General features: G+C 74.1%; 20 protein-coding genes. 17 read left to right on the top strand and 3 right to left on the bottom strand.

The window, feature by feature from the left end; genetic code table 11:
- Positions 1–84: 84 nt before the first annotated feature.
- From NPS70_RS25390 to NPS70_RS25355, 8 genes are all read left to right on the top strand, one after another.
- Positions 85–1,197, top strand: coding sequence for a quinone-dependent dihydroorotate dehydrogenase (locus NPS70_RS25390; protein ID WP_256526739.1), 1,113 nt, complete (start codon positions 85–87; stop codon positions 1,195–1,197).
- On the top strand, positions 1,194–2,030 hold the full coding sequence (pyrF, locus tag NPS70_RS25385) for an orotidine-5'-phosphate decarboxylase (RefSeq protein ID WP_256526738.1): 837 nt from the start codon (positions 1,194–1,196) through the stop codon (positions 2,028–2,030). Before NPS70_RS25390 ends, pyrF begins: the two co-directional genes overlap by 4 nt.
- 289 nt (positions 2,031–2,319) lie before the next feature.
- On the top strand, positions 2,320–2,643 hold the full coding sequence (locus tag NPS70_RS25380; RefSeq protein ID WP_005319887.1) for an integration host factor: 324 nt from the start codon (positions 2,320–2,322) through the stop codon (positions 2,641–2,643).
- Positions 2,644–2,681: 38 nt separating this feature from the next.
- On the top strand, positions 2,682–3,245 hold the full coding sequence (gene gmk, locus NPS70_RS25375; RefSeq protein ID WP_256526737.1) for a guanylate kinase: 564 nt from the start codon (positions 2,682–2,684) through the stop codon (positions 3,243–3,245).
- 43 nt (positions 3,246–3,288) lie between these two features.
- Positions 3,289–3,561: a DNA-directed RNA polymerase subunit omega gene (gene rpoZ, locus NPS70_RS25370; protein WP_005319902.1), complete on the top strand. Its 273-nt coding sequence runs from the start codon at positions 3,289–3,291 to the stop codon at positions 3,559–3,561.
- A gap of 135 nt (positions 3,562–3,696) precedes the next feature.
- Positions 3,697–4,902: a bifunctional phosphopantothenoylcysteine decarboxylase/phosphopantothenate--cysteine ligase CoaBC gene (gene coaBC, locus NPS70_RS25365; protein ID WP_256526735.1), complete on the top strand. Its 1,206-nt coding sequence runs from the start codon at positions 3,697–3,699 to the stop codon at positions 4,900–4,902.
- A gap of 318 nt (positions 4,903–5,220) precedes the next feature.
- On the top strand, positions 5,221–6,432 hold the full coding sequence (gene metK / locus NPS70_RS25360; RefSeq protein ID WP_256526734.1) for a methionine adenosyltransferase: 1,212 nt from the start codon (positions 5,221–5,223) through the stop codon (positions 6,430–6,432).
- Between the two features lie 130 nt (positions 6,433–6,562).
- Positions 6,563–8,725: a primosomal protein N' gene (locus tag NPS70_RS25355; protein WP_256526733.1), complete on the top strand. Its 2,163-nt coding sequence runs from the start codon at positions 6,563–6,565 to the stop codon at positions 8,723–8,725.
- Positions 8,726–8,776: 51 nt separating this feature from the next.
- Here the strand turns inward: NPS70_RS25355 and NPS70_RS25350 are convergent, their stop codons facing one another.
- Entirely contained in the window at positions 8,777–9,280 is a 504-nt protein-coding gene (locus NPS70_RS25350; protein WP_256526732.1) for a hypothetical protein, read from the bottom strand.
- Positions 9,281–9,515: 235 nt separating this feature from the next.
- On the opposite strand from NPS70_RS25350, the gene fmt reads away from it, so the two are divergent.
- From fmt to NPS70_RS25335, 3 genes are all read left to right on the top strand, one after another.
- Entirely contained in the window at positions 9,516–10,448 is a 933-nt protein-coding gene (gene fmt, locus NPS70_RS25345; RefSeq protein ID WP_256526731.1) for a methionyl-tRNA formyltransferase, read from the top strand.
- A 78-nt stretch (positions 10,449–10,526) separates the two neighbouring features.
- A complete protein-coding gene (locus tag NPS70_RS25340; RefSeq protein WP_256526730.1) occupies positions 10,527–11,960 on the top strand; it encodes a transcription antitermination factor NusB in 1,434 nt (477 codons plus the stop codon).
- Between the two features lie 70 nt (positions 11,961–12,030).
- Positions 12,031–12,375, top strand: coding sequence for a hypothetical protein (locus tag NPS70_RS25335; RefSeq protein ID WP_256526729.1), 345 nt, complete (start codon positions 12,031–12,033; stop codon positions 12,373–12,375).
- Between the two features lie 28 nt (positions 12,376–12,403).
- On the opposite strand, the gene NPS70_RS25330 is transcribed toward NPS70_RS25335, so the two are convergent.
- Positions 12,404–14,623, bottom strand: coding sequence for an MMPL family transporter (locus NPS70_RS25330; RefSeq protein WP_256526728.1), 2,220 nt, complete (start codon positions 14,621–14,623; stop codon positions 12,404–12,406).
- 190 nt (positions 14,624–14,813) lie between these two features.
- Here NPS70_RS25330 and rpe point away from each other — a divergent pair, with 190 nt between their 5' ends.
- The 4 genes from rpe (at position 14,814) to NPS70_RS25310 (ending at position 19,323) form a co-directional block, all read left to right on the top strand.
- Positions 14,814–15,500, top strand: a complete 687-nt coding sequence (rpe, locus tag NPS70_RS25325) for a ribulose-phosphate 3-epimerase (protein WP_256526727.1) — start codon at positions 14,814–14,816, stop codon at positions 15,498–15,500.
- Positions 15,501–15,605: 105 nt separating this feature from the next.
- Positions 15,606–16,646 (top strand): sugar-binding domain-containing protein, encoded by a 1,041-nt coding sequence (locus tag NPS70_RS25320; protein WP_256526726.1) that lies wholly within the window; start codon positions 15,606–15,608, stop codon positions 16,644–16,646.
- Positions 16,647–16,834: 188 nt separating this feature from the next.
- Positions 16,835–18,283 (top strand): GuaB1 family IMP dehydrogenase-related protein, encoded by a 1,449-nt coding sequence (locus NPS70_RS25315; RefSeq protein ID WP_305886348.1) that lies wholly within the window; start codon positions 16,835–16,837, stop codon positions 18,281–18,283.
- 161 nt (positions 18,284–18,444) lie between these two features.
- A complete protein-coding gene (locus NPS70_RS25310; protein WP_256526725.1) occupies positions 18,445–19,323 on the top strand; it encodes an RNA polymerase sigma factor SigF in 879 nt (292 codons plus the stop codon).
- Between the two features lie 147 nt (positions 19,324–19,470).
- On the opposite strand, the gene NPS70_RS25305 is transcribed toward NPS70_RS25310, so the two are convergent.
- Complete coding sequence (locus tag NPS70_RS25305) at positions 19,471–19,887, bottom strand: ATP-binding protein (protein ID WP_308315044.1); 417 nt, start codon at positions 19,885–19,887, stop codon at positions 19,471–19,473.
- Positions 19,888–20,178: 291 nt separating this feature from the next.
- Here NPS70_RS25305 and NPS70_RS25300 point away from each other — a divergent pair, with 291 nt between their 5' ends.
- Both NPS70_RS25300 and NPS70_RS25295 read left to right on the top strand, forming a co-directional pair.
- Positions 20,179–21,645, top strand: a complete 1,467-nt coding sequence (locus NPS70_RS25300) for an amino acid permease (RefSeq protein ID WP_256526724.1) — start codon at positions 20,179–20,181, stop codon at positions 21,643–21,645.
- Between the two features lie 10 nt (positions 21,646–21,655).
- Positions 21,656–22,111: an Lrp/AsnC family transcriptional regulator gene (locus tag NPS70_RS25295; RefSeq protein ID WP_256526723.1), complete on the top strand. Its 456-nt coding sequence runs from the start codon at positions 21,656–21,658 to the stop codon at positions 22,109–22,111.
- The last annotated feature ends 3 nt before the right edge of the window (positions 22,112–22,114 follow it).

Genomic DNA, 22,114 nt, shown 5'->3' with positions numbered 1-22,114 from the left:
CCGGCAAGCAGCCCCGCCGGCAACGGTCCGGCACACCCGAGGGGGCACCGGAGACGGTGTCCCCCTCCTCACGAGGACACCGCTGTGTACAAGCTCTTCTTCCACCTGTTCTTCAAGCGGATGGACCCCGAGGCGGCCCACCATCTCGCCTTCGCCTGGATCCGCCTCGCGGCCCGCGTCCCCGTGCTGCGCACCTTCGCGGCCGCCGTGCTCGCCCCCCGCTTCCGCGAGCTGCGCACGGAGGCCCTCGGCCTGCGGATGCACGGGCCCTTCGGCCTCGCCGCGGGCTTCGACAAGAACGCGGTCGGCATCGACGGCATGGCCATGCTCGGTTTCGACCACGTGGAGATCGGCACCGTCACCGCCCGCCCCCAGCCCGGCAACCCCAGGAAGCGCCTCTTCCGCCTGGTGGCCGACCGGGCGCTGATCAACCGCATGGGCTTCAACAACGAGGGGTCCGCGGCCGTCGCCGCCCGCCTCGCCGCCCGCCGCGAGGTCTTCCGCACCACCGTCGGCGTGAACATCGGCAAGACGAAGGTCGTCCCGGAGGCCGAGGCGGTGGCCGACTACGTCACCTCCACTGAGCGCCTCGCCGCGCACGCCGACTACCTGGTGGTCAACGTCTCCTCGCCGAACACGCCCGGCCTGCGCAACCTCCAGGCCACCGAGTCGCTGCGCCCGCTGCTGACGGCCGTGCGCGAGGCCGCGGACCGCACCGTCCCCGACCGCCGGGTCCCGCTGCTGGTCAAGATCGCCCCCGACCTCGCCGACGAGGACATCGACGCGGTCGCCGACCTCGCCGTGGAACTCGGCCTGGACGGCATCATCGCCACCAACACCACCATCGCCCGCGAGGGCCTGGCCTCGCCCGCCGGCCTGGCCTCCGAGACGGGCGGCCTGTCCGGCGCCCCGGTCCGGGACCGCGCCCTGGAGGTGCTGCGCCGCCTGTACGCCCGCGTCGGCGACCGGATCACCCTGGTCGGCGTCGGGGGCATCGAGACGGCCGAGGACGCCTGGCAGCGGATCCTCGCCGGGGCCACCCTGGTACAGGGCTACAGCGCCCTGGTCTACGAGGGCCCGTTCTACGCCCGCGCCATCCACAAGGGCCTCGCCGCCCGGCTCGCGGCCAGCCCCTACGCCAGCCTCGCCGAGGCCGTCGGAGCCGGCCACCGCAACCGGAAGGACACCCCCGCATGAGCCCTCTGGAACCCTTCGGCGCCCGGCTCCGCCAGGCCATGGACACCCGAGGCCCGCTGTGCGTCGGCATCGACCCGCATGCCTCGCTGCTCACCGACTGGGGGCTGAACGACGACGTCGCCGGGCTGGAGCGGTTCACCCGCGCGGTCGTCGACGCCCTCGCCGACCGCGTCGCCGTCCTCAAGCCGCAGTCCGCGTTCTTCGAGCGCTTCGGCTCCCGGGGCGTCGCGGTGCTGGAGAAGGCCGTCGAGGAGGCCCGCGCCGCCGGCGCCCTGGTCCTGATGGACGCCAAGCGCGGCGACATCGGCTCCACGATGGGCGCCTACGCGGAGGCGTTCCTGCGCAAGGACTCGCCGCTCTTCTCGGACGCCGTCACCCTCTCGCCCTACCTCGGGTTCGGGTCCCTCCGCCCGGCGCTGGACCAGGCGCTGCTGAGCGGGAGCGGCGTGTTCGTGCTGGCGCTGACCTCCAACCCGGAGGGCGCCGAGGTGCAGCGCGCCACGGGCGCCGGCGGCGCGCCCCTGGCGCAGGTGATGCTCGACCACATGGCGGCCGAGAACGAGGGCGCCCGGCCCCTCGGCTCGGTGGGCGCCGTGGTGGGCGCGACCCTCGGCGACGCGGGTGTCGACCTGGACATCAACGGGCCGCTGCTCGCGCCCGGCATCGGCGCACAGGGCGCGACCCCGGCCGACCTGCCGGGCGTCTTCGGCCCGGCCGTGCGCAACGTCCTGCCGAGCGTCAGCCGGGGGGTGCTCCGCCACGGACCGGACGTTGCGGGGCTGCGCTCGGCGGCCCTGCGGCTGGCCGACGAGGTGCGCGAGGCGGTGGCCTGAGGCCCGCGGGGGAGCGGCCCCCGGCGCGTCGTCCCAGGCAGTCGGGCCGGCTTTGACATTTTCTTCACAGGAAAGCCGGTCCATTTGTCCGAAAAGTCCTGGTCAGTCGATGCTGACCAGGACTTTTCGTCTGTTCTCGCTGACTGGAGCGGTGATGGCCGCTAGTCTCCGTCGAAGAGCGAACGAGCAGGGCAGACGCACTGCACTGTTCGACCGCTCACCTGGTGCGGGGCCGTACGGCCCCGGGCCGGTCCGTATCCGACAGTTCGACATCCGAGGTGACGTAGGCGTGGCTCTTCCGCCCCTTACCCCTGAACAGCGCGCAGCCGCGCTCGAAAAGGCCGCCGCGGCTCGCCGGGAGCGGGCCGAGGTGAAGAATCGACTCAAGCACTCCGGCGCCTCCCTCCACGAGGTCATCAAGCAGGGCCAGGAGAACGACGTCATCGGCAAGATGAAGGTCTCCGCCCTCCTCGAATCCCTGCCGGGCGTGGGCAAGGTCCGCGCCAAGCAGATCATGGAGAGGCTCGGCATCTCCGAGAGCCGCCGCGTCCGCGGTCTCGGCTCCAACCAGATCGCCTCCCTGGAGCGCGAGTTCGGCGGTGGCGCCGCCTGACGTTCCCCGGCACTCCCGGGAACCTGGATAATCGGTCCATGGCAGCAGAGGTACGTCCGCGGCTGACCGTGCTCTCCGGCCCCTCCGGGGTCGGCAAGAGCACGGTCGTCGCGCATATGCGCAAGGTCCACCCCGACGTGTGGCTCTCGGTGTCGGCCACGACACGCAGGCCCCGTCCCGGCGAGAAGCACGGTGTCCAGTACTTCTTCGTCACCGACGAGGAGTTCGACAAGCTCGTCGCCAACGGCGAGCTGCTGGAGTGGGCCGAGTTCGCGGGCAACCGCTACGGCACCCCCCGCCGGGCGGTCCTCGACCGCCTGGAGGCCGGGGAGCCGGTCCTGCTGGAGATCGACCTCCAGGGCGCGCGCCAGGTGAAGGAGTCGATGCCGGACTCGCAGCTCGTCTTCCTCGCCCCGCCGAGCTGGGAGGAGCTGGTCCGCCGGCTCACGGGCCGGGGCACCGAGTCCGCCGAGGTCGTCGAGCGCCGCCTCGACGCCGCCAAGGTCGAGCTCGCCGCGGAGGCGGAGTTCGACACCACCCTGGTCAACACCTCCGTCGAAGGAGTGGCGCGCGAGCTGCTAGCCTTGATGGAAGTTGTTTGATCTTTTGTCCGATCTTTCTGCAAGTTCTTCGGAAGGCTAGAGCGTGTCCTCTTCCATCACCGCGCCCGAGGGCATCATCAACCCGCCGATCGACGAGCTGCTCGAGGCTACCGACTCGAAGTACAGCCTCGTGATCTACGCCGCCAAGCGCGCGCGCCAGATCAACGCGTACTACTCGCAGCTCGGTGAGGGTCTGCTCGAGTACGTCGGTCCCCTGGTGGACACCCACGTCCACGAGAAGCCGCTCTCGATCGCGCTGCGCGAGATCAACGCGGGTCTGCTGACCTCCGAGGCCATCGAGGGCCCGGCCCAGTAGGCGCACGGCGCATCCCACCACGGGCCCGGCGGAGCACCCGCCGGGCCCGTGGTGCGTCCGGGGCCGGGCCCCGGCGCGCACCGCGCGGTCCGTGAGGCAGCATGGGGTTCGACAATCCGAGCGCGGGGAGGCGCAGTGGGCAAGCCGAAGGTGGTCCTGGGAGTGGGCGGCGGCATCGCCGCCTACAAGGCGTGCGAACTGCTGCGGCGGCTCACCGAGTCCGGGCACGACGTGCGCGCCGTCCCCACGGCCTCCGCCCTGCACTTCGTCGGCGCGGCCACCTGGTCCGCCCTCTCCGGCCACCCGGTCTCCACCGAGGTCTGGGACGACGTCCACGAGGTGCCCCACGTGCGCATCGGCCAGCAGGCCGACCTGGTGGTCGTCGCGCCCGCCACCGCCGACCTGCTCGCCAAGGCGGCCCACGGACTCGCCGACGACCTCCTCACCAACACCCTGCTGACCGCCCGCTGCCCGGTGGTCTTCGCCCCGGCCATGCACACCGAGATGTGGGAGCACCCCGCCACCCGGGAGAACGTGGCGACGCTGCGCCGCCGGGGCGCGATCGTGGTCGAGCCCGCCGTGGGCCGCCTCACCGGCGTGGACACCGGCAAGGGCAGGCTGCCCGAGGCCGCCGAGATCTTCGAGGTCTGCCGCAGGGCGCTCGCACGCGGTGCCGCGGCCCCGGACCTGGCCGGCCGCCGTGTCGTGATCAGCGCGGGCGGCACCCGCGAGCCCCTGGACCCCGTCCGCTACCTCGGCAACCGCTCCTCCGGGAAGCAGGGCTACGCCCTGGCCCGCACCGCGGCGGCCCGCGGGGCCCGCGTCACCCTGGTCGAGGCCAACACCGGCATCCCCGACCCGGCCGGGGTCGACGTGGTGCACGTGGGGACCGCCGTGCAGCTGCGCGAGGCGGTGCTGAAGGCCGCGGCCGACGCCGACGCCGTCGTCATGGCCGCCGCGGTCGCCGACTTCCGCCCCGCCGCCTACGCGCCCGGGAAGATCAAGAAGCGGGACGGCGTCGAGGCGCCCGAGATCACGCTGGTACGCAATCCGGACATCCTCGCGGAGATCTCCGCCGAGCGCGCGCGCCCGGGGCAGGTCGTGGTCGGGTTCGCAGCCGAGACCGACGAGGTTCTGGCCAACGGCCGCGACAAGCTCCGGCGCAAGGGCTGCGACCTGCTCGTGGTCAACGAGGTGGGGGAGCGGCGCACCTTCGGGGCCGAGGAGAACGAAGCGGTGGTGCTCTCCTCGGACGGTACCGAGACGCCCGTGCCGCACGGGCCGAAGGAGGCCCTCGCCGACACGGTCTGGGACCTCGTGGCGGCCCGGCTGCCCGCCTGAGGGCGGTGCGCGCGGCACCGCCGCGGGCCGGGCGTGCCGCCGGAGCGCGCCCCGGTGGCACGCCCGCCTCCGCCGCGGGCGCTGCCCGGAAGCCGACCCGGTCGGGGCACGTCGCCAAATGTGGCGAATCCCTCGCCTGCGGGCGCTATCGTCGTACCGTCTCGGCCATGGCCACAGGTCAGCGGGCTCCCAAGCAGCGAGACGGGTGTCCGGCGGCATGGGGCGACCGATAAACTGGTCTGCGGAACGTCGCGGGGCGCAGCCCCCTGCCGGTCCGCCAATGATCAGCCAGCAGCCGCTGCAACCCCAGGGAGCGATGTGTCCCGCCGTCTCTTCACCTCGGAGTCCGTCACCGAGGGCCACCCCGACAAGATCGCCGACCAGATCAGCGACACCATCCTCGACGCCCTGCTGCGGGAGGACCCGACCTCCCGCGTCGCCGTCGAGACCCTGATCACCACCGGCCTGGTGCACGTCGCCGGCGAGGTGACCACCAAGGCGTGGGCGGACATCCCCACCCTGGTGCGCAGCAAGATCCTCGACATCGGCTACGACTCCTCCAAGAAGGGCTTCGACGGCGCCTCCTGCGGTGTGTCGGTCTCCATCGGCTCCCAGTCGCCCGACATCGCCCAGGGTGTCGACACCGCCTACGAGAAGCGCGTCGAGGGCGACGAGGACGAGCTGGACAAGCAGGGCGCGGGCGACCAGGGCCTGATGTTCGGCTACGCCTCCAACGAGACGCCCGAGCTGATGCCGCTGCCGATCCACGTCGCGCACCGGCTCTCCCGCCGCCTGACCGAGGTCCGCAAGAACGGCACCATCCCCTACCTGCGCCCGGACGGGAAGACCCAGGTCACCATCGAGTACGACGGCGACAAGGCCGTCCGCCTCGACACCGTGGTGGTCTCCTCGCAGCACGCCTCCGACATCGACCTCGACTCCCTCCTCGCTCCGGACATCCGGGAGTTCGTCGTCGAGCACGTCCTCAAGCAGCTGCTGGAGGACGGCATCAAGCTGGACACCGAGGGCTACCGCCTCCTGGTCAACCCCACCGGCCGGTTCGAGATCGGCGGCCCCATGGGCGACGCCGGACTCACCGGACGCAAGATCATCATCGACACCTACGGCGGCATGGCCCGCCACGGTGGCGGTGCCTTCTCCGGCAAGGACCCCTCCAAGGTCGACCGCTCCGCCGCGTACGCCATGCGCTGGGTCGCCAAGAACGTCGTCGCCGCCGGGCTCGCCGCGCGCTGCGAGGTCCAGGTCGCCTACGCCATCGGCAAGGCCGAGCCCGTCGGCCTGTTCGTCGAGACCTTCGGCACCGCGACGACGGACGTGGAGAGGATCGAGCAGGCCATCACCGAGGTGTTCGACCTCCGCCCGGCCGCCATCATCCGCGACCTCGACCTGCTGCGGCCGATCTACGCCCAGACCGCCGCCTACGGCCACTTCGGCCGGGAGCTGCCGGACTTCACCTGGGAGCGCACCGACCGCGTCGACGCCCTGAAGGCGGCGGCGGGCACCCTCTAGCCCGCCCGGCCCGACCGGGATCCGCTCCGGGGCCCGCGGCGCACACACCGTGCACCGCGGGCCCCGCGGCATCCGGCCGGCCCGGCCCGAAGCCCCGGCGCTGTCGGCGGCCTCTGGTAGGAATGGGGCTGTGAGCAGCGACGACAAGCAGCCCGGAGGCCCCGGCGACGGCCCGGAGCAGCTCGCGCTCATCCGGGAGACGGTGCGCAAGGCCAAGGTGCCCCGGGCGAAGCCCCGCACCTGGCGCGGAGCGGCCCTGGCCAAGGAGCTGCCTGTCGCCCGCGTCATGGTCGACAAGGGCGTGCTCCACCTCGACCGCCTGTGGGACTACGCCGTGCCCGAGGAGCTCGACGCCGCCGCCCAGCCCGGTGTACGGGTCCGGGTGCGCTTCGGCGCCGGCTCCCACCAGGTGCGAGACGGCCGGCGGGAGGGCGGCGGCCTGGTCGACGGGTACCTCGTCGAGCGCCGGGCGGTGTCCGACTACACCGGGCCGCTCGCCGCCCTGGCCCATGTCGTCTCGCCCGAGCCCGTCCTCGGCCCCGAACTGCTCGCCCTGGCCCGGGCCGTCGCCGACCGCTACGCCGGGAGCCTCGCGGACGTCCTCCAGCTGGCCATCCCCCCGCGCAACGGCCAGGCCGAGGCCGTCGCCTCCCCGGAGCCCCTCCCCGCACCCGCCGCCCCCGAGCCCGGCACCTGGTCCCGCTACGGCCGGGGCCCCGCCTTCCTGGACGCGCTGGCGCGCGGCGCCGCGCCCCGGGCGGTGTGGACGGCCCTGCCCGGTCCCCACTGGCCCGAGGAGCTCGCACGGGCCGTCGCCGCGGCCCTGGCCTCCGGTCGCGGGGCCCTGGTCGTGGTGCCCGACGGCCGCCGCGCCGCCCGGGTCGACGAGGCGCTCACCGCCCTGCTCGGCCCGGGGCGGCACGCACTGCTCACCGCCGAGTCCGGCCCCCGCCGGCGCTACGAGCAGTGGCTGGCCGTCCGGCGCGGGTCGGTCCGGGCCGTCGTGGGCACCCGCGCCGCGATGTTCGCGCCCGTCCGGGACGTGGGGCTCGTCGCCCTCTGGGACGACGGGGACGGCAGCCACGGCGACGACAACGCCCCCTTCCCGCACGTCCGCGAGGTGCTGGAGCTCCGGGCGGCCCACGAGGGGTGCGCCTTCCTGCTCGGCGCCACCGGCTGCACCGTCGAGGCGGCCCAGCTGGTGGAGAGCGGCTGGGCGGAGCCGATCGTCGCCGACCGCGCCCGGGTGCGCGCCGCCGCCCCGCTGGTGCGCACCGTCGGCGACCACGACCTCGCCCGTGACGAGGCCGCCCGGGCGGCCCGGCTGCCGAGCGTGGCCTGGGAGGTCGCCCGCGAGGGGCTGCGCTCCGGCCCGGTGCTGGTACAGGTGCCGCGGCGGGGCTATGTGCCGCGGCTGGCCTGCGACCGCTGCCGCACGCCCGCCCGCTGCCGGCGCTGCGCGGGCCCGCTGGAGGCCCGGGAGGCCCAGGAGCTGTGCTGCGCCTGGTGCGGCGAGGCGGAGCGGGAGTGGCACTGCGCCGAGTGCGGGGCCTTCAGGCTGCGGGCCACCGTCGTGGGCGCCCGGCGCACGGCCGAGGAACTGGGCCGGGCCTTCCCCGAGGTCCCGGTGCGGACCTCCGGCCGCGACCAGGTGCTCGACGCGGTACCCGGTCGGCCCGCCCTCGTGGTGGCCACGCCCGGCGCGGAGCCCGTCGCGGAGGGCGGCTACGCGGCCGGCCTGCTGCTCGACGGATGGGCCATGCTCGGCCGCCCGGACCTCAGGGCGGGGGAGGAGGCCCTGCGGCGCTGGCTGGCCGCGGCAGCGCTGGTGCGCGGCCAGGACGAGGGGGGAAGGGTCGTCGTGGTCGCCGAGTCCACGCTCCGGCCCGTCCAGGCCCTGGTGCGCTGGGACCCGGTCGGCCACGCCCTCGCGGAGCTCGCCGAGCGCGCGGAGCTGGGTTTCCCCCCGGTCTCCCGGATGGCGGAGGCGGTCGGCACGCCGCAGGCGGTCGCGTCCTTCCTGGAGTCCGTGCGCCTGCCGCCCGAGGCCGAGGTGCTGGGCCCCGTGCCCGTGCCGCCGCCGGGCCGCCCCCGCGGCCGGGCGGAGGGAGCACCGGCCGCGGGCGCCGGGCGGGAGCCGGCGGAGGAGCGGTGGGACCGCGTACTGCTGCGGGTGCCCCCCGGCAGCGGGGCCGCCCTGGCCGCTGCGCTGAAGGCGGCGCAGGCGGCCCGCATGGCGCGGGGAGCGACGGACCCGGTCCGGGTGCGGGTGGACCCGCCGTCCATCGGCTGACGCCCGGATCCCGCGCCACCTGCGGCCGACGGTCGCGCCCCGCGGCCGCCGTCAGCCGTTGCGGGGGCCGGGGAAGGCACCCGGCCGGGACTCCGCGGGCATGGAGCGCGCCGCGGGCACCGTGGGCACCGGGCCCTGGATCGTCCGGGCGCCCTGCCCCTCCGCCGCCCGCTCGGCGGCCTCGGCCGGGGCCGGTTGGGGCGGTGCGGCCCGACGGGAGCCGTATCGGCGGTGCACCGCCTGCTTGGTGACGCCGAGTGCGGAGCCGACGGCGTCCCAGGAGAAGCCGAGCGAGCGGTCGAAGTCCACGGCCGCGGTCACCAGGGTCTCGACGCTGTCGCGCAGCTCCTGGGCGAGGCGGACGGTGGGCGCCGGGGCCCGGCCGTAGACGACGAAGCCCGTGGACGGGCCGGAGCGGCGCGGGCGGTAGACGTTTCCCAGCTGGGCGGTGAGGGTGCGCAGCGCGTCCACCTGCCGGCGGACCCGCTCGATGTCCCGCACCAACAGGTGCAGACTTGCCCGGGCTTGGGCGTCGTGGGTTGCGTGGTCGGCCATCGACAAGCCTCTCGAACCGGCGTTGAAAGGGGCCGGGCCGCATCCGGGCGGCCCGCTTGGGTCAATCTCTCTTGACCAACGCGCCAGCCTCCGGTCTGGTCACGCTCCGGGGCGTATGCGCATATGCGCGGGGCGCGCGGGCTCGCGTACGCCCCTGCGGGGTCCGGCCCATAGACTGGTGAGCTGCTCAGCACCCATGCGCCACAGCCCCGGACCGAGAGGCAGTCAGCCACCGATGAAGCTCGTCTTCGCAGGTACCCCCGAGGTCGCCGTCCCCGCCCTGGACGCCCTGATCGCCTCCGAGCGCCACGAGGTGGCCGCCGTCGTCACCCGGCCCGACGCCCCCGCCGGGCGCGGCCGGCACCTGGTGGCGAGCCCGGTCGCGCAGCGCGCGCAGGAGGCCGGCATCGAGGTGCTCAAGCCCGCGCGCCCGCGTGACGAGGACTTCCTGGCGCGGCTGCGCGAGATCGCGCCGGACTGCTGCCCGGTCGTCGCCTACGGGGCCCTGCTGCCCAAGGCCGCTCTGGAGGTGCCGGCCCGCGGGTGGGTGAACCTCCACTTCTCGCTGCTGCCCGCCTGGCGCGGGGCCGCTCCCGTCCAGCACGCGATCATGTCCGGCGACGAGATGACCGGCGCGGCCACCTTCCTCATCGAGGAGGGGCTCGACTCCGGTCCGGTCTACGGGGTGCTGACCGAGCCGGTGCGGCCCACCGACACCTCCGGCGACCTCCTCACCCGGCTCGCCTTCGCCGGTGCCGGCCTGCTCCTCGCCACCATGGACGGCATCGAGGACGGCACCCTGCACGCCGTGCCGCAGCCCGCCGAGGGGGTCTCCCACGCTCCGAAGGTGACGGTCGAGGACGCCCATGTCGACTTCTCCGCCCCCGCGCTGCGCGTCGACCGCATGGTGCGCGGCTGCACCCCCGCCCCCGGAGCCTGGACCGCCTTCCGCGGCGAGCGGCTGAAGCTGGTGCAGGTCACCCCGGCACCCGGGCGGACCGACCTCGCCCCCGGCGAACTGGACGCGGGCAAGCACAGCGTGCACGCGGGCACCGGGTCGCACGCCGTGGAACTGGTCTGGGTGCAGCCCCAGGGCAAGAAGCCGATGCGGGCGGCGGACTGGGCCCGCGGGGTGCGTATCGGCCCGGGGGAGACCCTCGGGGCCTGAGACCCTCCGGGCGGGGCGGGGCGGCCGCCGGCGGACGTAGGCTGGGAGCGATCAGCCCCACCTAACGCGGAGCACCTTGTGAGCGAGCAGGCCCGTCGCCGTCCCCCCAGGCCCCACCGGCGCCCCAAGAAGGACCCGGTCCGGATCCTGGCCTTCGAGGCCCTGCGGGCGGTGGACGAGCGGGGCGCGTACGCCAACCTCGTCCTGCCGCCGCTGCTGAGGAAGGCCCGCGCCGAGGGCGGTTTCGACGGACGCGACGCCGCCCTCGCCACCGAGCTGGTCTACGGGACGCTGCGGCGCCAGGGCACCTACGACGCGGTCGTCGCCGCCTGCATCGACCGGCCGCTGCGCGAGGTCGACCCCCCGGTGCTGGACGTCCTGGCACTCGGCACCCACCAGCTGCTGGGTACCCGGATCCCCACCCACGCGGCGGTCTCCTCCAGCGTCGAGCTGGCCCGCGTCGTACTCGGCGACGGCCGGGCCAAGTTCGTCAACGCGGTGCTGCGCAAGGTCTCCCGGGACGACCTGGACACCTGGGTGGAGCGGGTGGCGCCGCCCTACGACGAGGACCCCGAGGACCACCTGGCCGTGGTCCACTCCCACCCGCGCTGGGTGGTCTCCGCGCTGTGGGACGCCCTGGGCGGCGGCCGGGCCGGTATCGAGGACCTGCTGGAGGCGGACAACGAACGGCCCGAGGTGACCCTGGTGGCCCGCCCGGGCCGCAGCACGGTCGGCGAACTGCTCGACGCCCTGGGCGAGGACGCGGCCCTGCCGGGGCGCTGGTCCCGCCACGCCGTGCGGCTGGCCGAGGGCGGCGAGCCGGGAGCCCTGGCCGCGGTGCGCGAGGGGCGCGCCGGCGTGCAGGACGAGGGCAGCCAGCTGGTGGCGATGGCGCTGGCCGCGGCGCCGGTGGAGGGACCGGACCTGCGCTGGCTCGACGGCTGCGCCGGCCCCGGCGGCAAGGCGGCGCTCCTGGCGGCGCTCGCGGCGGAGCGGGGCGCGGCCCTGCTCGCCTCCGAGAAGCAGCCGCACCGCGCCCGGCTGGTCGCACGGGCGCTGGACGGCAACCCCGGCCCCTGCACGGTGATCGCCGCGGACGGCACCCGCCCGCCGTGGCGGGAGGGCTCCTTCGACCGGGTGCTGGTCGACGTCCCGTGCTCCGGCCTGGGCGCGCTGCGCCGCCGCCCCGAGGCCCGCTGGCGCCGCAGGCCCGAGGACCTGGAGGGCTTCGCCCCGCTCCAGAGGTCGCTGCTGCGCGAGGCGCTCCGGGCGGTGCGGGTCGGCGGCGTGGTCGGATACGCGACCTGCTCGCCGCACCTGGCCGAGACCCGGGTGGTGGTCGAGGACGTGCTGCGCGGGCGCGGCGGCCCGGCGGCGCAGGCCGAGTGGATCGACGCCCGGCCGCTGATGGAGGGCGTCCCGGCGCTCGGCGACGGCCCCGACGTGCAGCTCTGGCCGCATCTGCACGGCACCGACGCCATGTACCTGGCCCTGCTGCGCCGCACCGCCTGAGGGCCCTGCGCGGGGCCCGGGGACACGGACGCCGCCGCCTCGCCGTCGGTGGCGTCGGCCACCATGGAGCATGAGCAACCCTCACCTGGCCCGCGGCGCCGTCTGGCGCCTGCACCACCTCGACCGGGAGATCGCCCGGCTGACCGTGACCGGCTCCGACATGCCCTGGACCCACGCCGAGGTCGAGGCACGTGCGGGCTTCGAGCGGTTCGGCCCCCTCTTCGCCGAGCAGGAGCGGGCCGTCGAGGAGGAGGACTGGGAGCGGGCGGACGCCTGCCACACCCGGATCCGTACGGCGTTGACCCTGACTTTCCCCGACGGCACCCCGGTAGCCGAGTTCATGCTGCACGTCCACGGTGACGGCACGGCCGGCTGGCGCTGGCACGCCGAGCCCTTCGGCGCACCGGACCCGTGACCAGGTCCCGTCGCCCGGCCCGATCCCGTCAGGAGCCGCCCCGCTCCGCACCCGGGCCGTCCGGCGCGGGTGCGGGCGGCCCGCCGTCCCCGCCGTCCCCGCCGTCCCCGCCGTCCCCGCCGTCCCCGCGGGAGAGCGGGTGCGGCCACCACACCCGGCCGCCGATGTCCAGGAAGAGCGAGGTCACCAGGACCGAGCGGACGACGAAGGTGTCCAGCAGCACCCCCAGGGCGACGGCGAACCCGATCTCGGCGAACCCCACCAGCGGCAGGGTGCCCAGCACGGCGAAGGTGCCCGCCAGGACCAGCCCGGCCGAGGTGATCACCGCACCGGTCGCGGCGAGCCCGGTGACCACGCCCCGCCGGGTGCCCGACTCGCGGGCCTCCTCGCGGATCCGCGTGGTCAGGAAGATGTTGTAGTCGATGCCCAGGGCCACCAGGAACACGAACACGAACAGCGGGAAGTCGGTCGACTCCCCCGCGTAGTCGAAGACGTACCGGAAGGCGAGCGCGCTCAGCCCGAGCGCCGCGGTGAACGACAGCACCACCGTGCCGATCAGCAGCAGCGGTGCGATCAGCGCCCGCAGCAGGGCGATCAGCACGAGGAAGACCACCAGCAGCACCAGCGGGATGATCACCCGGTTGTCGTGCGTGGTCGCCGCGTCCATGTCCACGAGCGCCGCGGTTCCGCCGCCGACCAGGGCGTCCGCGCCGGGTACCTCGTGCACCGCGTCCCGCACCCGCTCCACCGTCGCCTTGGCCGCCTCGCTGTCCGCCGGGTCGGTCAGCGTGGCCTCGAACAGCACCCGCCCCTCGTGCACCGGCCTCGATCCCGGGGGCACCCCCAGCGAGTCGGGCGCCACACCCTCGGTGGCGGCGACCGCCGCGCCCACCGCACGGGCCTGCGGGAGGTTCGCGACCACCACCAGCGGATCGCCGCTGCCCGCGGGGAAGTACTCCTCCAGGACCGCCTGGCCGGTGATCGAGTCCGGTGTGCCGGTGAAGGCGTCCGCATTGCTCAGCCCCTCCGCCCTCAGCTGCGTCAGCCCGAGCGAGAAGACGGCGAGCACCACCGCGGTGACACCCCACACGGCGCGCGGGCGGCGGGCGATGCGCCGCCCGGTCCTGGCCCACACCCCGTTCTCGGTCGGCTCGGGCGTGCCCGCGTGGGGGACGACGGGCCAGAAGACCCACCGGCCGAGGACCACCAGCAGCGCGGGGAACAGCGTCAGCATGGCCGCGAGGGCGATGGCGACGCCGATCGCCGCCACCGGTCCGAGGCCGCGGGTGGAGTTCATCTCGGCGGCCAGCAGCACGAGCATCCCGAGCACCACCGTCGCGCCGCTGGCCAGCACCGCGGGTCCCGCCCGGTGCAGCGCCAGCGCCATGGCCTCGTGCCGGTCCTCGTGGCGGCGCAGCTCCTCGCGGTAGCGGGCGACGAGCAGCAGGGCGTAGTCGGTGCCCGCGCCGAAGACCAGGACCAGCAGGATGCCGGCGCTCTGCCCGTTGACGGTGAGGCCCGCGTGGGCGGCCAGCAGGTAGATCACGGCCTGGGCCGCGGTGAGCGCGGTGATCACCGAGACCACGGGCACCAGCAGCAGGGTGGGGCTGCGGTAGGTGAGGAGCAGCATCACCACGACCACCGAGAGCGCGGCCAGCAGCAGGGTGGAGTCGATGCCCTCGAAGGCCTCGCTGAAGTCCGCCGAGATCCCGCCCGGTCCGGTGACGTGCACGGCGAGTCCGTCGGCGGTGGTGCCCGTGCCGGTGACGGCGCGGATCGAGTCCACCGCGGGGCCGATGCGCTCCCAGCCCGACTCGTCCATGGTGATCGGGACGAACACCTCGGCCGCGCGCGGGTCGGTGGCGCGGTCGAAGACCGGACCGCGGGTCTCCGCACCGCGGATGCCGTGCTCGTCGAGACGGCGGATCTCGGCGGTGTCCTCCGCGATCCGGACGCGGTCCGCCGCCGTGAGGCCGTCGGCGCGGGCGTAGACCACGACGGCCGGGATGATCTCGGGGCGGAAGCCCTCGGCCTCCTGGAGGACCTGGGTGGACTCCGCGCTGCCCGGCAGCCAGGACGCCGCGTCGTTGTCCTGCGCGCCGGTCAGCTTCTGTGCGAGGGGGAAGGCCACCAGCAGGACCAGGGCCCACAGGCCGAGGACGACCCACTTGCTGCGCCGGCCGCAGACGAGGCGGGCCGCGCCCTGCGAGGGCGCCGCCCGCGGGGTGCGGAGGGGTGGGTCCGCCATGTCGCTCCCGGGGATCGGTGGTTCGCCCCGCGCGCCCACGGGCCGGGGGCCGGTGGGCGCGGCCGGTGGCCTGAGACCGCCGCCGAAATGGCCGTTTTGCGGGGTTGTGCCGGAATTTTCGAGGGCCTTGGTCCGTACCGAGTGCCGTCCCGGGGAGGGGAACTGGCCCGGAACATGGCAGGCTTGGCACATGGCCGTTCAGATCAATCCCAGTATCCTCTCCGCCGACTTCTCGCGCCTGGCGGAGGAGGCGAAGGCGGTCGACGGGGCCGACTGGCTGCACGTCGATGTGATGGACAACCACTTCGTGCCCAACCTGACGCTGGGCGTGCCGGTCGTCGAGTCGCTCGCCCGCGCGACGGACACGCCGCTGGACTGCCATCTGATGATCGAGGATCCCGACCGCTGGGCGCCCCAGTACGTCGAGGCGGGCGCCGGGTCGGTCACCTTCCACGCCGAGGCGGCCGCCGCCCCCGTGCGACTCGCCCGCGAGATCCGCGCCAAGGGCGCCCGCGCCTCCATGGCCCTGAAGCCCGCCACACCGATCGAGCCCTACGAGGACCTGCTCCCCGAACTCGACATGCTGCTGGTCATGACGGTTGAACCCGGCTTCGGCGGGCAGGCGTTCCTCGACATCATGCTGCCCAAGATCCGCCGCACCCGCGAGCTGATCTCCAAGCACGGCCTGAAGCTGTGGCTCCAGGTGGACGGCGGGGTGTCGGCCTCCACCATCGAGCAGTGCGCCGAGGCGGGCGCCGACGTCTTCGTCGCGGGCTCCGCGGTCTACGACACCGACGACCCGGCCGCCGCCGTGAGCATGCTGCGCCGGCAGGCCGCCGAGGTGACCGCGAGCGCCCCCTGGGCGTGCGCCCACTGAGCGGTACGGCAGACGGGCGGCGGGTGTTCAGCGGATGTTGGCCCGGCAGGACCGATCAAGGACCGGCGGATCTGACAGGATGGCGGATCCGGGGAGAGTGTACGTGTGTACGGCAGTGAGGAGATCGCGGTGACTTCTAGGCCGGCGGGACGGTCCGCCCTGCGGATGGGGCCCGCTGAGCTCGTGCAGGCGGCGGCGATGGCCCGCCGCTTCTACCTGGAGGGCAAGTCCAAGATCCAGATCGCGGAGGAGTTCGGGGTCAGCCGCTTCAAGGTCGCCAGGGTCCTGGAGACGGCGCTCGAACGCGACCTGGTGCGGATCGAGATCAGGGTCCCCGCCGAGCTCGACGCCGACCGCTCCGACGCACTGCGCGCCCGCTTCGGGCTGCGCCACGCGGTCGTCGTCGAGTCGCCAGCCGAGGTGGACGAGTCCCCCGATCCCGAGAACCTCGGCGAGGTGGCCGCCGACCTCCTCGGCGAGCTGGTCAGTGAGGGGGACGTGCTGGGCCTGGCCTGGGGCCGGTCGACCATCCACATGGCCGCCGCGCTGGACCGGCTCCCCCCGTGCACCGTCGTGCAGCTCACCGGCGTCTACGACGCGGGCACCGCGGAGCGCGGCTCGGTCGAGGCCGTCCGCCGTGCCGCCCAGGTCTCCGGCGGCGAGGCGCACCCGATCTACGCGCCGATGCTGCTGCCGGATCCGGCCACGGCCGCCGCGCTGCGCCACCAGACGGGCATCGCGCGGGCCTTCGAGTACTTCGACAAGGTGACCGTCGCCTGCGTGTCCATCGGCTCCTGGGAGCCGGGCATCTCGACGGTGCACGACATGCTCTCCGAGGAGGAGCGGGCGCACTACGCCTCGCTGGGGGTGGCCGCGGAGATGTCCGCCCACCTCTTCGACTCCGAGGGGCGGCGCGTCGGGCGGGACCTGGGCGAGCGGTGCATCACCGTCGAGGCGGACCGCCTGCGGCGCATCCCGGAGGTGGTGGCCATCGCCGGGGGGCAGCGCAAGGCCGAGGCCATCGGGGCGGTGCTCCGCTCCGGCCTGGTCACCAGCCTGGTCACGGACACGGCCGCGGCCGACCTGCTGCTGTCCGCCGAGCCCGGGCCGCGGCCGGCCCTGGAGCGCGCCGACCCCGACGGCTGAGGGCGCCGGGCGGCCCGGTCCGCGCCGGGCACCGGGCCGCCCGCCCCTGTGCGATCGTCCGAGGGCACCCCCCGCGACCTGGAGGATTGGTCCGGATCGCCGGGGGGTAGGGCCATGGGAGACTGAAGTACGTGCGTTTTCCTCCGGCTGCGCCGGTCGGGGGACCAACACCGATCGACTGGGATGTTCTGCACGTGCGTTTCCTCAATGACCAGAAGCCGCCGTACGACCTGACGTACGACGATGTGTTCATGGTGCCGAGCCGTTCGGCCGTGGGTTCCCGGCAGGGCGTGGACCTCGCCTCCCCCGACGGCACCGGTACGACCGTCCCCCTGGTCGTGGCCAACATGACGGCCATCGCCGGCCGGCGCATGGCCGAGACCGTCGCCCGGCGCGGCGGCCTCGTCGTCATCCCCCAGGACATCCCGATCGAGGTCGTCACCGACGTCGTCTCCTGGGTCAAGACGCGCCACCTCGTCCTCGACACCCCGATCGAACTCGCCCCGCACCAGACCGTCGCCGACGCGCTCTCGCTGCTGCCCAAGCGGGCCCACGGCGCCGGTGTGGTCGTGGACGACGGACGCCGGCCGGTCGGCATCGTCACCGACCACGACCTGGCCGGGGTGGACCGCTTCACCCAGCTCTCCGAGGTCATGTCCAAGGACCTCCTGCTGCTCCAGGCGGACATCGACCCCCGCGAGGCCTTCAACAGGCTCGACTCCGCGAACCGGCGCTACGCCCCCGCCGTGGACGGCGAGGGCCGGCTCGCGGGTGTGCTCACCCGCAAGGGCGCGCTGCGCGCGACGCTCTACACCCCGGCCGTCGACGCCCGGGGCCGCCTGCGGGTCGCGGCCGCCGTCGGCATCAACGGCGACGTGGCGGGCAAGGCCAAGCAGCTGCTCGACGCGGGCGTGGACACCCTTGTCGTGGACACCGCCCACGGGCACCAGGAGTCGATGATCGGCGCGATCCGCGCCGTCCGGGCGCTGGACCCGCAGGTGCCGATCGCCGCCGGGAACATCGTGGCCGCCGAGGGCGTGCGCGACCTGATCGAGGCGGGCGCGGACATCGTCAAGGTCGGCGTCGGGCCCGGTGCGATGTGCACCACCCGCATGATGACCGGCGTGGGCCGCCCCCAGTTCTCCGCGGTGCTGGAGTGTGCCGCGGAGGCGAGGAAGTACGGCAAGCACGTGTGGGCGGACGGCGGTGTGCGCCACCCCCGGGACGTCGCCATGGCCCTGGCCGCCGGCGCCTCCAACGTGATGGTCGGCTCCTGGTTCGCCGGGACCCACGAGTCCCCGGGCGACCTCCAGCAGGCCGCCGACGGGCGTCTGTACAAGGAGTCCTTCGGCATGGCCTCGGCGCGGGCGGTGCGCAACCGCACCAGCGAGGAGTCCGCCTACGACCGCGCCCGCAAGGCCCTGTTCGAGGAGGGCATCTCGCACTCGCGCATGTTCCTCGACCCCGCCCGGCCGGGCGTGGAGGACCTGATCGACTCGATCATCGCCGGCGTGCGCTCCTCCTGCACCTACGCCGGTGCGGGCTCCCTGGAGGAGTTCGCCGAGCGGGCCGTGGTGGGCGTCCAGAGCGCCGCGGGCTACGCCGAGGGCAAGGCCCTGCACGCCAGCTGGAGCTGATCCGGAGACCGCCGCGCGGGCCCCGCTCCGACCCCGTCCCGGGCCGGAGCGGGGCCCGTTCGCGCGGTGCCGTCCGGCCGTCGGCGGAGATTGCCAGGCATGGGAGCCGGGGACCGGGGTAGGCGCGCTTTCGCACCGACATCGGACCAGGGGAGGATGAAGTGTCCACGGCGAGCACGGTCCCGACCGCAGGTACGTCGACGCAGACGCAGCGCCCGCACACCGCCGAGCGCCTCGATCTGCCGTACGTGGCCGACCCGGGGGAGGTTGCACCGCAGGACGCCCGTGAGATCTCCAGGGTCTTCTTCGAGCGGCTCACCTCTCTGGAGGAGGGCACGCACGAGTACCAGTACGTGCGCAACACGCTGATCGAACTGAACCTCGCCCTCGTCAAGTACGCGGCCGGCCGCTTCCGCAACCGGTCCGAGCAGATGGAGGACATCGTCCAGGTCGGCACGATCGGCCTGATCAAGGCGATCGACCGGTTCGAGCTCAGCCGCGAGGTGGAGTTCGCGACCTTCGCCGTCCCGTACATCGTGGGCGAGATCAAGCGCTTCTTCCGGGACACCAGCTGGGCGGTCCACGTGCCCCGGCGGCTCCAGGAGCTGCGGATCGACCTGGCCAAGGCGGTGGACGAGCTCTCGCAGAAGCTGGACCACACCCCGACCACGTCGGAACTCGCCGCGCACCTCGGGCTCGACGAGGAGGAGGTGATCGAGGGCATCGTCGCGAGCAACGGCTACACCGCCGGCTCCATCGACATGCCCGTGGATGACGCCTCCGACCACGCGGCCGTGCCGCTCTCCGACCGGCTGGGCGCTCCCGACGCCGACCTGGAGATCGCGGAGAACGTCCAGGCGCTCAAGCCGCTCCTGCGGGAGCTCGACGAACGGGACCGGCGCATCCTGCGGATGCGCTTCGGCGAGGAGCTGACGCAGTCCGAGATCGGCGCTGCCCTCGGTGTGTCCCAGATGCACGTGTCCCGTCTGCTGGCCCGCATCACCCGCAGGCTGCGCGAGGGCCTGCTGGCGGTGGAGTGAGGCAGGCGCGGGGCCGTCGGCCGGCTCCCGTCACCACGCCCCCCACGGCAGGAACGGCGTCCCGGCTCCCGGGACGCCGTTCCTGCTGTGCGGGCGCGCGGGAAGGGCCGCGGGCGGTGGCGCGGGGGAGGGGCCGGCGAGCGGTCGTCAGCAGGCCCCGGAGGCGGGCCGCGCCCAGGAGGCCAGCACACGCTTGCCGCAGGGCCCCGGCCGCACCTCGACGGCGTGGGCCAGGCTGCGCACCATGTGCCAGCCGAAGCCGCCCCCGCCGCTCAGGTCGGGTTCCCGGGCGACCGGGGGCAGCGGAGAGCAGTCGTCCACGGACACGACCAGCGCCTCCGGCCCGGCCGTCAGCCCCAGCCGCCACCAGCCCGCGGCGGTGTGGCGGACGGCGTTGGCGACCAGCTCCGAGACGACCAGCAGCACGGCGTCCGCGTCCGCCCACGGGCAGCTGCGGGCGAGGAACTCGGCGGCCACCATGCGGGCGTCGCCACCGCAGGCGGTGGCCTCCCCCGGGGTGAGGCGTGGCGATTCCTCGATCACCACGTGCTGCTGTGCATTCATCGTCCCGTCGCCTACCCCGCCGCCGCCGGTTCATCCCCGTCGGTGCGCCGCATTGTGCGGCGCAACGCATACCCGCATCCGGCGGAAGCGCGCAATGATCGTCCGCGGATGAGCAATAATGGTGCATTCCGGCCGTGACCTGCGTACTCGTAGGCTCAGGCCTCGTACCAGGCGTGGCGGTGACCGTCAGCTCGGCGGTCCTGTCCCCCTTCGCGGGGCGTGTTCACCACGCCCTCGCGCCGGCCGCCGTGGGTCCCCCTCGCCGACCCGCAGCGATCAAGGAGCCCCCGCGTGCTGGACCACGGCGCAGCGCCGACCGCCACGAAGACCCCGCCCCGCCCGCCCGGCGGACTCGGCACCCGGCTGATGCGGCGCAAGCCCGTGGAGGAGCTGGTGGCCGAGGGCGGGCAGGGCGAGGGCGGCAGCCTTCGCCGATCGCTCTCCATGTGGCAGCTGACCATGATCAGCATCGGGGCCACCCTGGGCACCGGCATCTTCGTGGTGCTCGGCGAGGCCACCCCGCTGGCCGGCCCGGCCGTCGCGGTCTCCTTCGTCCTCGCCGGGCTGACCGCGCTCTTCTCGGCCCTGTCGTACGCCGAACTCGCCGGCTCCATCCCCGTGTCCGGCTCCTCCTACTCGTACTCCTACGCGACCATGGGCGAGCTCGTCGCCTGGATCTGCGGCTGGTGCCTGATCCTGGAGTACGGCGTGTCCGTCGCCGCCGTGGCCGTCGGCTGGGGCGAGTACCTCGACGAACTCCTGCACGGCACCCTCGGCGTCACCATCCCGGACGCGGTCGCCGCTCCGCTCGGGGAGGGCGGCGTCGTCAACCTCCCCGCGCTGGTCGTGGTGCTCCTGGCGATGGTCTTCCTGATGGGCGGAGCCAAGGAGAGCGCCCGCGTCAACGCGGCCATGGTCGTGGTGAAGATCGTCACCCTGCTGCTCTTCTGCGGCATCGGCTTCCTCGGCATCAAGGCGGGCAACTACACCCCCCTGGCCCCGCTCGGCATCACGGGGATCAGCGCCGCGGCGGCCACCCTGTTCTTCTCCTACATCGGCTTCGACGCCGCCTCCACCGCCGGCGAGGAGGCCGCCAACCCCAAGCGCGACCTGCCCCGGGCCATCATGCTCTCGCTGCTGATCGTCACGGTGCTCTACTGCCTGGTCGCGCTCGTCGCCGTGGGTGCCATGCCCTGGCAGGACTTCGAGGGCTCCGAGGCCGCCCTGGCGCGGATCATGGAGGACGTCACCGGGCACAGCGTGTGGAGCACCGTCCTGGCGGCCGGTGCGGTGGTCGCCATCGCCAGCGTGGTCTTCGCCGTGCTCTTCGGCCAGACCCGCATCCTGTTCGCGATGTCCCGCGACGGCCTGGTGCCCAAGGTCTTCGCCCGGGTCAACCCCCGTACCGGTGCCCCGCGCGCCAACACGGTGATCGTCTCGCTCTTCTGCGGCGTGCTCGCCGCCACCGTCCCGCTCGGCGAACTGGCCAACGCCACCAGCATCGGCACCCTCTTCGCCTTCGCGCTCGTCAACGTCGCGGTCGTCATCCTGCGCTACACCCGCCCGGACATGCCCCGCACCTTCCGGGTGATGCTCTTCCCGCTCACCCCGGTGCTCGGCTTCGGCTTCTGCGCCTGGATGATGCTGAGCCTCCCGGGCGCCACCTGGGCGGTGTTCGCGCTCTGGATGATCGCCGGGCTCGTGTTCTACTTCCTGTACGGCCTCCGCCGCTCCCGACTCGCCTCCGCAGAGAAGTGACCCACCCGCAGTGCGACTGAACGATCTCGACGAACGCATCGTCCACGCCCTCGCCGAGGACGCCCGCCGCAGCTACGCCGACATCGGGCAGGCGGTCGGACTCTCGGCCCCCGCCGTCAAGCGGAGGGTGGACCGGCTGAGGGCGGAGGGCGCCATCACCGGGTTCACGGTGCGCGTCGACCCCGCCGCGCTCGGCTGGGAGACCGAGGGCTTCGTCGAGATCTTCTGCCGCCACAACACCTCCCCGGACGACATCAGGCGGGGCCTGGAGCGGTACCCGGAGGTGGTGTCCGCGTCCACCGTGACCGGTGACGCGGACGCCGTGGTGCAGGTCTTCTCCTCCGACATGCGCCACTTCGAGCGCGTGCTGGAGCGGATCGCCGGCGAACCCTTCGTGGAGCGCACCAAGTCCGTCCTGGTCCTCTCGCCGCTGCTGCGCCGCTTCTCCTCCGGGTCTCCCGCCTAGGCC

It is taken from the genome of Streptomyces sp. C10-9-1, assembly GCF_024497955.1.
Classification (GTDB): domain Bacteria; phylum Actinomycetota; class Actinomycetes; order Streptomycetales; family Streptomycetaceae; genus Streptomyces; species Streptomyces sanyensis.
This window is presented reverse-complemented; position numbering and strand designations above follow the sequence as displayed.

What these genes read in the sequence shown, in the direction of transcription:
- NPS70_RS25335 (WP_256526729.1), top strand. Translation starts at nt 12,031, where the DNA reads ATGAGCAACCCTCACCTGGCCCGCGGCGCCGTCTGGCGCCTGCACCAC.
- rpe (WP_256526727.1), top strand. Translation starts at nt 14,814, where the DNA reads ATGGCCGTTCAGATCAATCCCAGTATCCTCTCCGCCGACTTCTCGCGC.
- NPS70_RS25305 (WP_308315044.1), bottom strand. Translation starts at nt 19,887, where the DNA reads ATGAATGCACAGCAGCACGTGGTGATCGAGGAATCGCCACGCCTCACC.
- fmt (WP_256526731.1), top strand. Translation starts at nt 9,516, where the DNA reads ATGAAGCTCGTCTTCGCAGGTACCCCCGAGGTCGCCGTCCCCGCCCTG.
- NPS70_RS25350 (WP_256526732.1), bottom strand. Translation starts at nt 9,280, where the DNA reads ATGGCCGACCACGCAACCCACGACGCCCAAGCCCGGGCAAGTCTGCAC.
- NPS70_RS25330 (WP_256526728.1), bottom strand. Translation starts at nt 14,623, where the DNA reads ATGGCGGACCCACCCCTCCGCACCCCGCGGGCGGCGCCCTCGCAGGGC.
- pyrF (WP_256526738.1), top strand. Translation starts at nt 1,194, where the DNA reads ATGAGCCCTCTGGAACCCTTCGGCGCCCGGCTCCGCCAGGCCATGGAC.
- gmk (WP_256526737.1), top strand. Translation starts at nt 2,682, where the DNA reads ATGGCAGCAGAGGTACGTCCGCGGCTGACCGTGCTCTCCGGCCCCTCC.